Origin of the sequence: Pseudomonas machongensis, from assembly GCF_034961125.1 — a bacterium.
Lineage (GTDB): Bacteria > Pseudomonadota > Gammaproteobacteria > Pseudomonadales > Pseudomonadaceae > Aquipseudomonas > Aquipseudomonas machongensis.
The window spans coordinates 1-325 of the sequence record NZ_JAYFUI010000021.1 but is presented as its reverse complement, the minus strand read 5'-3'; the positions used below and the strand labels follow the sequence as shown (position 1 = coordinate 325).

Annotated in this window: 1 protein-coding gene; it reads left to right on the top strand. The window is 57.2% G+C overall.

The window, feature by feature from the left end:
• The coding region (locus VA602_RS00510; RefSeq protein WP_323452167.1) for a transposase at positions 1-292 on the top strand (292 nt) is incomplete at its 5' end.
• Positions 293-325: the final 33 nt, after the last annotated feature.

Below are 325 nucleotides of genomic sequence, written 5' to 3'. Positions count from 1 at the left end.
TGGGGTGGCGCCTTTCAATCACGACAGTGGAACATCCGTAGGCAAGCGCTCGATCTCGGGAGGCCGTTTCGGGATAAGGTGCGCGTTGTATATGTCGTGTTTGGTGGCCGTAAGGCAAAACCCCTCGCTCAAGGCGAAGTACCAAGCACTGCGTGTAAGGGGCAAGGCAGCCAAGGTCGCGCTTGTGGCCTGCATGAGAGTTTTCATCGTACGACTCAATGCGATGCTAAGAACGGGTACCCCCTGGCAGGATGTGGAGTTGCCTCAGTGCAAGAGCGCAACACCGGCGTAAATTCGAACGCCGTACGTGTGGGAGCGGGTTTAC